The organism is Thermofilaceae archaeon (genome assembly GCA_038731975.1).
Lineage (GTDB): Archaea > Thermoproteota > Thermoprotei > Thermofilales > Thermofilaceae > JANXEW01.
This window is the reverse complement of sequence record JAVYQJ010000033.1, coordinates 1-9,204: the sequence shown is the minus strand read 5'-3', so window position 1 is coordinate 9,204 and position 9,204 is coordinate 1. Positions and strand designations below refer to the sequence as shown.

Annotated in this window: 7 protein-coding genes; 5 read left to right on the top strand and 2 right to left on the bottom strand. The window is 61.4% G+C overall.

The features are described 5' to 3' along the window. Positions 1-2,085: beta-galactosidase (locus tag QXF46_08460; protein ID MEM0226889.1), on the top strand; the 2,085-nt coding region annotated here is incomplete at its 5' end. Here the strand turns inward: QXF46_08460 and QXF46_08455 are convergent. Then, positions 2,050-3,276 carry an AGE family epimerase/isomerase gene (locus QXF46_08455; GenBank protein ID MEM0226888.1) on the bottom strand — a complete coding sequence of 409 codons (1,227 nt, stop codon included), beginning with the start codon at positions 3,274-3,276 and terminating at the stop codon, positions 2,050-2,052. The two genes, QXF46_08460 and QXF46_08455, sit on opposite strands and share 36 nt — an antisense overlap. A gap of 157 nt (positions 3,277-3,433) precedes the next feature. Here QXF46_08455 and QXF46_08450 point away from each other — a divergent pair, with 157 nt between their 5' ends. The 3 genes from QXF46_08450 to QXF46_08440 all read left to right on the top strand — a co-directional run bounded on the left by QXF46_08450 (position 3,434) and on the right by QXF46_08440 (position 8,015). After that, positions 3,434-5,326, top strand: coding sequence for a S16 family serine protease (locus QXF46_08450; GenBank protein ID MEM0226887.1), 1,893 nt, complete (start codon positions 3,434-3,436; stop codon positions 5,324-5,326). 58 nt (positions 5,327-5,384) lie between these two features. Further along, positions 5,385-6,689, top strand: a complete 1,305-nt coding sequence (locus tag QXF46_08445) for a glycoside hydrolase family 140 protein (protein MEM0226886.1) — start codon at positions 5,385-5,387, stop codon at positions 6,687-6,689. A gap of 144 nt (positions 6,690-6,833) precedes the next feature. Then, the gene (locus QXF46_08440) at positions 6,834-8,015 is read left to right on the top strand and encodes an MFS transporter (protein ID MEM0226885.1); all 1,182 of its coding nucleotides are present in this window, start codon (positions 6,834-6,836) and stop codon (positions 8,013-8,015) included. Here QXF46_08440 and QXF46_08435 read toward each other — a convergent pair. Next, a complete protein-coding gene (locus QXF46_08435; protein MEM0226884.1) occupies positions 7,993-8,526 on the bottom strand; it encodes a flavodoxin domain-containing protein in 534 nt (177 codons plus the stop codon). The two genes, QXF46_08440 and QXF46_08435, sit on opposite strands and share 23 nt — an antisense overlap. A gap of 115 nt (positions 8,527-8,641) precedes the next feature. On the opposite strand from QXF46_08435, the gene QXF46_08430 reads away from it, so the two are divergent. After that, positions 8,642-8,941 (top strand): hypothetical protein, encoded by a 300-nt coding sequence (locus QXF46_08430; protein ID MEM0226883.1) that lies wholly within the window; start codon positions 8,642-8,644, stop codon positions 8,939-8,941. The last annotated feature ends 263 nt before the right edge of the window (positions 8,942-9,204 follow it).

Genomic DNA, 9,204 nt, shown 5'->3' with positions numbered 1-9,204 from the left:
GGCATGCTCCCTAGGGACTACTACCGGGATCCCATCGTAGCTGCCTACGTCTTCGTACCGAGGGGGGAGGGTGCTAGAAGAGAAGTTGATAGGGTTCTTGAAGCCGTTAAAGAAGCGGAAGCCACGTCCATCTGGCTGCTGGTATCCGATGCGGGAGATGATGCTGTGGGCTACATCCTCGACAAAGCCGCGGCTCTTGGCTTAAAAGTTACACCGGTGCTGAATCCCTACGTTTCGATCGTCGAGCACCCGGAGGTGAAGATCGTCAACTACGATGGGACGACGTCCGATGACCCCAGGTACTGGAACATAGGCTGCTTTAAACACCCTCTTTTGATGGAGAAGGCTAAGAACCTGGTGAGGGAGTTCCTAGAGAGGTACGGGGACCATCCCTCCCTCTACAAAATTGGTGGGTTACCGCTCTTCAGTTTCGTCCATGAAGCTTACTACAGGAACGATGTGCCCGAGTTCGGCGGAGGCCCGCTCAAACCCTGCTGCTACTGCCGGTACTGCGTCGAGGGGTTCAGGGAGGCGATGAAGGCGAAGTACGGTTCCATTGAGAGCTTCAACGCTCGGCACGGAACCCGCTACAGGGACTGGAGTGAGGTTGAGCCCCCTCGGGACGATAGCAGGCCGAGCCTGTGGAAAGAGTGGCTCGACTACCACGCGGAGATAATACCCGGGTTCTTGGAGGAGCTGATCAAGTACGCGAAAAGCCTTCGACCACTTCTGGCGACGCACGAGTTGAACGACTTCTACCCCTGCACCTACCAGTGCGTGTACTCGGGAAACGACATCTTCAGGATGGCGCGCGCCCTAGACGTGGGGCACGAGGACATGTACCCCCTCGAGTTTGACCACCGGTACGTCATCTACGTCTACGAGTACATTAAGGACTTAATCAGGTCGGCGATGGGCTTCAGCAAGCCGTACACGGCTAACGGGCAAGCCTTCAACTCCTGGATGGGCTACAGGATCCCTCCGGGCAGCGTGATTGAGCAGGTGTACTCGTGCCTCATCCACGGCTCCCTTGGCCTTGTCTGGTGGGTTAACTGGCAGAACCTCGACCTCTGGCGCTCAACGATGGAGGCGAATAGGATCTACAGGGCTCTGGTGGAGGAGCTTGAAGACTACGAGCTGCAGAGGGCGGAGGTCGCCCTCCTCTACTCCTGGACGAGCATGGAGCTGAAGAGGAACGACTTGTACTACATGAACAACCTCCTGTTCTACAGCTTGCTAGCGCGTAGCAGCGTACCCGTCGACGTGATCTCGGAGCAGCAGGTTCTCGAGGGCATCCTCGCTGAGCGCGGGTACAAGCTGCTCTGCGTGGTCGGCTGCCCCACTCTCCCACCCGAAGTATCGAGTAGAATCCGCGAGTTTGTCGAGAACGGGGGCACCGTGATCGTCGATTACGCCGGGAGCGGAGTCGATGAGTTCCAGCAGGCATTCCCGGAGCTCGTCGCCTCTACAGCTGCCACCCATACGGCTTACATCGTGGATACGAACCTCCCGTGGCTCAGCGATTTGAACGGGAGGATCATCCCTGTTGGGGTTAGCGGGATGTGCGAGAACCTCAACGCGTCTGGGGGGAGGATCGTGGCGAGATTCGAGGATGGAGAGCCTGCGCTGCTCGTGTCTGAGAGGGGGAGGGGTAGGATCGTAAAGGCTGCAACCATGCTGGGCTACGACTACACCAACTACCCGGGCTACTACGATTTGGCTGTAATGTTCCCGTTCGTAATCCGCTGGAATGAAACGGTTCGGGAGCTGGTTTTGAGAGTCGCTAGGGAGGCAGGCGTGCGATCGATCGCGTCGTCCAGCAACCCGGCAGTAGAGGTCGGTGTATGGAGGAGGCGCGATGGGCGGCGGCTGCTACTGCTAGCTGTCAACCACCTCAACGAGCGCACCGAGTCCACGATCACTGTCCAGCTCGGCGGAGAAAGAGAGTTCACCATCTCTGACTTCTTCAGCGGCGAGAGGGTGGGCGCGGTGCAGAAGGGGGAGGAGCTATCCTTCAAGGTGCGCTTAGCCCCATTCCAGGGGAGGGCTCTAGTCATCGAAGCTGAACCCCCTCTCCCTCAGTAGGGAATCCAGGACTTGTATCGACTTGATCATTGCCCTCCCGTTGTGGTACGCGGCCTTCCAGACGTGAGCCTTTAAGCCTCCCCTTCTCCCGTCCGGCAGCACAACCTCGAACCAGTCTCCATTCTCCCAGTCCACCTGGTACCCCTCTATCCAGTTGAGCTGCTTCTCGAAGTCCCTGAGGTATCGCTCATTTCGGGTAATCTTGTAGAGGTAGAGCATCGCGACCAGCGACTCGGCTTGAACCCACCAGACCTTCTCCAGCTTATCGGCTGGGCGGTTGAGCGGCCCGCTGTCGTAGACCCCTCCCTTCTCGTGGTCAAACCCGTACCTTGCGCAGTAATCGTACACCGTTTCGAAGTGCTTCTCGAGCAGCCCGACAGGCACTCCCGTTAACTGGCAAGCGTCCGCGGTCAACCAGAGGGCCTCCAGGTTGTGCCCGTAAGATACCCTGTACTCGCCAAAGACCGGCAGGGGTCTCCAGCTCGGGTCGTGCAGGTCTACGCAGGCGCCCGAGCGTGTGTCAACCACCGCGTTGGCCATGATCAGGATCATCTCTAGGAGCCTTTGCTTCGCTGACTGGCTCCCGGTTAGCTCGTAGAACGTCATGTAGGCTTCCATCAGGTGCAGGTGAGTGTTCATCGTCTTCGAACCCGTCGGCCCTACGGGACTCTGAGCCCGCAGCGGAGACCAGTCGCGGGAAAAAGCCTCGTGGAAGCCCCCGTAGGCATCATCGTGCGCCCGCTCGATGATCTCGAAAACCTCCCCGGCGAAATCTCTCGCCTCCTTCACGCCTGAGGCCAGAGCGTACTCGGAGACGGCGTAGAGGCCGAAGGCCTGCCCGTACAGGTGTTTAAAGTCCCGGATCACGCGGCCTTCCTCGCTGACCTCCCAGAAGAAGCCCCCGTACTCCCCGTCCCACATCTTATCCTTCAGGAAACCGAACCCGTGTTCAGCGGCTTCGAAAGCCTCCCTGCCCGCCCACCCGCTTCGGTAGAGGTGTGAGAAGTACCAGACCATTCTAGCCTGAGTCACTACCATCTTCGTGGCTTTACCTAACTGTTTCCCAGCGACATCGTGGTTGAGTATGTAGCCGCCGTTCCTCCAGTCGATCGTCCTGTACCAGAAGGGGATGATGTTCTCGCGGAGGATTCTCGCGAGCCTTCTCCTAAGCTCAACAAGTTTCTCTTCCACGAATCTGCGGATTAACGCGCGCCGCTAAAATCTGTGATGGTGGACAACGCGGGGTAGGCCTTGTTGGTCAGGGGCGTTAAGCGCTCAAAGCTCCTCGAAGGCTCCGCAGGACCCCTGAGACACAAAGCTTAAACCGCTCTAAGCGATCTCTCGCCCCGTGCCGCGTAGAACCGCAGCCGTAGTACTGGTGCTGGCGCTGCTCGCGGCTCAAGTGCTGCCGGCAGTCCCGCAGCAGATCCGTGTTGTCGGCTTCGCCTGGGTGCTCGTACCGGCGGTCACGACGGCTGATGGGAGCTACAGGGGGACGACCACTAACGTCACCGTCCTCGTCACGGAGGGGTGGGGTGACGTCTACGTCTCCACGTACTCTCTAACGCAGGAGGACTTCCAGGGCGCCGCGACAGCGGCTGCGAGGGTGGTTTGCAGCCTTCTGAACCTGAGCTTCTCGAACTACAACTTCTACTTCAAAGTGATCGGTCCAGCCGTGATCGTTGGCGGCCCGAGCGCGGGCGTCGCGATGGCCGTTGCCGTGTACTCCGCGCTCACTGGCCAGCCGATCAACAGGTCGGTGATGGTGACCGGCATGATCTCCCCGGATGGGACCGTCGGGCCCGTGGGCGGCGTCTACGAGAAGGCCCAGGCTGTGGCATCCGCGGGCGCAAAGGTCTTCCTCGTGCCACCCGGCCAGAGCATCGTCACTGTATACAGGACGGTCGTCAGAAGGGTTGGACCCTTCCGGTTCTACACGACCGAGCCCGTTACCGTCAACCTGGCTGAGGAGGCGAAGCGCCAGTGGGGCTTGACCGTCATCGAGGTTGCAACTCTCCGCGAAGCCCTCCGGTACTTCTTCGGCGTGGAAATCCCGACGCGGGCGGTTGGGCGCGTGGAGCTGAGCGGCAGCGCCCTCGAGATTGTGGCCGGCGTTAGAGACGAAATGAGGAGGATCGCACGCAGCGAGCTTGAGGACGCGGACAGGTACCTGAACGGGTCGCAGCTGAGCAGGCTGACGAAGACCCTCATCGGTAGGTACCTTAGCGGCGCGAGGAGCTACCTCTCGAGCGCTGAGTCGGCGAGAGGAGTGGAATCCATACCCCTGTTCACGTACAGCGTCGCGACCTCACGGTGGGTCAGAATGCTCGTCGACTACTACTCGGGGGCTAACCTGGAGCAGTACGTCAACGACGTGGAGGGCAGGTTGAGGAGCGTGCTCAACGCGGTTGAGGGGGCTGCCCCCTCCACTCCGCTCGACGTGAACCGGTTGATCATAGCCGCCGACCTGGCGGTCAGGGCGTACAGGCTCTACAACGCCTCGGCCTCCACGTGGTCCAGCGACCCGGCGACCGCGCTCCAGTACCTGGCCTACTCCTCTGCGTTCCTGGACGAAGCCCGCCTCTGGCTGAACGGCGTCGTTGGCGGCGGTTTACTGGACGCGAGGGAAGTGGCGCAAACGTACCTCTCGGTGGCGAGGACCACGTGGTCCTACGTCTACTCGGTTCTCAGCCAGGCGGGCGGCAGCACAACCTTGATGAGCATGGCCGACACCTACTACACGGCCTCAACCTCCTTCTACTCCTCCGGCCGCTACCTGCTAGCTGCCGTGGCGGCCGCCAAGTGCGTGGCAACATCGGAGGCCGCGCTGCTGTCCTTCCAGGCTCAAGCCTCCGGCAGCGGCGTGTACGTTGCAACGTCCCGCGACCAAGCCCTAGCCGTAGCGTCGGAGGCCCCGGACCAGCTAGCTGCGGTCTACTACCTGAACTTGAGCTCAACAACACAGTCAACCGAGGAAGCGCTCGTTTGGTTGAAGCACGCGACCCACCTCGGCACGCTCGCCAAGGAGCTCTCACCGGGTCCAACGTCGCCCAGTGGCACCCCGGGAGCAGAAAACACGCAAAAGCCCCAGCAGCCTGAAAGAGCGCCGCAGCCCAGCCGGGGTGGCTCGCAACCGGGCTGGATCGAGCTTCTGCGGAAGTGGCTCGAGAAAGTTCTCGAGGCGATGAGGGACTTCTTCGAGAAGCTCGCGCGGCTGGTGAGGAGGGAGAGGGGGGCCTGAGCTCGTAGGAGGCGGCCAGCAACATACAAATAATTGTTGGCAAGCGCGATCTCCTCTCGTGCTGAAAGTCTTCCGTCGGGAGGGCCACCCCCTCTCGGGGCGCTACCTAGTCGATGACCGGGGCAGGCCCTTCATCTACCTGGCTGATACCGCTTGGGAGCTGATCCATCGAGCCACGAAGGAGGAAGTCAGCTTCTACGTGAAGAACCGGGCGGAGAAGGGGTTCACTGTCGTGGTGAGCGTGGTGCTCGCCGAGTTTGGGGGGCTTACCGAGCCCAACGCCTACGGAGAGCTGCCGCTCGTTTGTAACGACCCGTCGAGGCCGAACGAGGCTTACTTCGAAGTTGTCGACCACTTCGTTCTCGAGGCGGAGAGGCACGGCCTCGTCGCTGCGCTCCTGCCAACGTGGGGCGACAAGGTGAACAAGAAGTGGGGTGTAGGGCCAGAGATCTTCACGCCCGAGAACGCCTACGAGTACGGGCTTTTCCTCGGCCAGCGGTACAGGGGGCGCCCCGTCATCTGGGTGCTGGGGGGTGACAGACCGATCGAGGAGGATCGGCACTTGGAGGTTTGGAGGGCGATGGCGAGGGGCTTGAAGGAGGGCTGCCGCGGCGAGCAGCTCATCACCTACCACCCTATGGGCGGGCACTCCTCGTCGGACTGGTTGCACCGGGAGCCCTGGCTCGACTTTAACATGATCCAATCCGGCCACAGCGCCAAGCATCTCCCGAACTACCTGATGATCCAGAGGGATTACAGGCTGGAGCCCGTTAAGCCCGTAGTTGAGGGGGAGGCTAGGTACGAGAACCACCCGGTGAACTGGGATCCTGCGAAAGGGAGGTTTAGCGCGCACGACGTGAGGGAAGCCGCCTACTGGGCCTTCTTCAGCGGGGCCTGCGGCTTCACCTACGGCTGCAACGAAGTATGGATGGTGTACGAGCCGGAGAAGCGCCCCCTCACTTCCACTTGGACCCGCCACTTCCACCCACGGTTGCGCTGGATCGACGCGCTGGAGATGCCGGGAGCAAGGCAGGTGAAGCACCTGAAGAACCTGCTCGAGGGGAGGCTGGGGCTGCTGGTGCCCGATCAATCCCTGCTGCGCGACCCGGGATCCGGCCCCGAGTACACTGCAGCTTGCCGCGCCGTGGATGGGAGCTTTGCCATGGCGTACACTCCAACGGGTAGACCGGTGAGCGTGGATCTCGGACCCCTAGGGGGCGTGGTGGAGGCCTGGTGGTACGACCCCTCGTCTGGGGCTAGGTACGATGCTGGCAGGTTTAAGGGTGAGGGTTTCGAGGAGTTTAAGCCCCCGACAAGCGGCCCGGAGGAGGACTGGGTCCTCGTGCTCGAGCGCAGCGAGTAGGTTGAAGGCTTTAGCCAAGCGCGCGGTGGGGCTCTGATGATGAGGTCTTGGGGAGATGAGCTGTGACGATGCGGTTATCCGGCTGACCCACTACTCCCCGTCGATTTGCAAAATACTTTTACAAGGGGGTTTTTCGGGCTATTCGTGAGCAAGAGCGACTCTAGCGGTGGCATGCGCAACGTCTACTCCCTGGGCTTCGTCAGCCTATTCACCGACATTTCGACTGAGATGGTGATGGGCTACCTCCCCATCTTCGCGGTCCAAGAGCTCGGGGCTTCAAGGGCTTTCCTCGGCCTAATCGAGGGGGTTGGGGAGCTGGCAAACTACCTGCTCCGCATAGTCAGCGGCTTCTTCTCAGATCGGCTGGGGAGGCGTAAGCCATTGGTGCTCGCCGGGTACGCGCTATCGGCGGTCTCAAAGCCGATGTTCGCGTTCGCCCGCACCCCCACCGACGCCTTGGTCGTGAGGGCCTCCGATAGGGCTGGGAAGGGGCTGCGCACCGCACCTAGGGACGCGCTCATCAGCCAGTCCGTGAAGGAGAGCGCCATGGGTAGGGCTTTCGGGCTTCACCGGACGCTCGACCAGACCGGGGCGATCGTCGGGCCCCTACTAGCTACCCTGCTGCTACCCCTGGTAGGCCCGCGCCACCTCTTCCTCCTCTCCTTCATCCCCGCAGCGGTGGCCCTCCTGATCCTCCTGCTCTTCGTCACCGACGTGAGAACCCAGCCGAGGGAGGGGAACCTGCTTCGGGGGGCGCGCTCCCTACTGAGGGGCGACTTCCCCCTCCTACTGCTCGCCTTCGGCCTCTTCGGGCTCGGGTTCTACGACTTCTCCTTCGTCCTCGTCCGATCGTCGGAGCTCGGAGTTGCAGGGGAGCTCGTCCCCCTCGTCTACCTGGGCCTCAACCTCTTCCACTCGATGGTGGGCTACCCGATCGGCATCCTCTCCGACAGGGTCGGTAGGGAGCCGCTGCTCGCCCTCTCCCTCCTCCTCTTCTCCGCCTCTTCGATCGCCATGGCTTACGCCTCAGGCCTACCCGCCGTCCTCCTGCTCGTACTCCTCTACGGCCTCTTCTTCGGCATGCACGAGACCCTGTACAGGGCCGTCATCCCCCACTTCGCGCCGAGCGAGCTTAGGGGGACGGCCTACGGGCTCTTCTACCTGGTCTACGGGCCCGCCACGCTGCTCGGCATGACGCTCGTCGGGTACCTCTGGGACGAGTACGGGAGAGCGCTCGCCTTCACCTACAGCGCTGTAATCGGTTTAGTCAGCGCCGCCCTGCTGAGCGTTCTGTTCCTGAGGGCTAGGCGGAGCCGAGGGCCTTGAGACCCGCCTTGACCACGCGCGCGTGCTCAACCAGCTTTCCGCCCAGCAGCCTGCAGGCTTTGAGCGAGTTCTCGTCGGGCGAGCCGATCGCGACTGCGCCGTAGTGCAGCGTGACTCCGGGTGCGACGTAGTCGGGGACTCCGAACGTCAGCATCCCGAAGTTGAGGATGGTCGATATGAGCGACAGGAGAGCCATTTCATTGCCGCCCCCCAGGCCTCCGGACGAGGTGAACGCAACGGCGACCTTGTACCGGAGCCTGCCCCAGTACTTGATTAGCTGCTTGTTGAAGAAGTAGTTCATCTTGTAGCTCATCGTGCCGCAGTGCGTCGGCGTCCCGAACGCGTAGCCGTCGTACTCCGGCACCTCGTCCACGTTAACGTCGTCCACTTTAACGACCTTCACTTCAGCACCAGCCTCCTGAGCCCCCTCGGCAACCGCGTGCGCCATCTTCTCAACATTCCCCGTCCAACTATCGTAGATCACTAAAATCCTAACCCTCTCCTGTCCCATGCGCACCCGAACACCTTAGTGTATATAAGGAATCCATGGCCGGTAGCCGCAAACGTCAATGCGGGCTTCGTCAAGGTTCAGGCTGGAGTCTTCAACCCCTACAAACCGGAGAGAGTTGGAAGTAGATGGCGTAGTGGATACGGGAGCGATCCACACCGTAGTGTACAGATCGATCCTAGAGGAGCTCGGCATCAAGCCGCTCGGGAGGAAGAGGTTCAAGGCTCTCGGGGGGTACGTGGAGGGAGGCGTTGGCGAGTCCGGACTACTCCCCGCCGGCAAGAGGAAAGTAGCCCCCGTAGTATTCAGCGAGGCCGACGATACTGTCGTAGTCGGCCTGACAGCGCTAGAAATCTCCGGGCTGGAAGTCAACGCGGTCAAAGGAACTCTCAAGGAAGCTGAACCACTCCTCCTCTAGCAGCGCTCCACCCGCTCCGCGTAGACGGCCAAGAGCGCGAAATTACGCGAACCCCACCCGGAGTCCGCAAGAGAGCCCCAACATCAGGGGCATGCTAGTCAATATCCCCGCTTTCCCCTGGGAATCCGTCCCCCTTTCTCGTAGCTGGGGCCGATGCTGACGGTTTTTCCGTGGAAAGTAGCGGTAATCCCCGTAAGAGTCGGGGAACAAGACACCCTTTCCGCGAAACCACACACGCGCGAGAAACGCCGCACCAGGAGAAA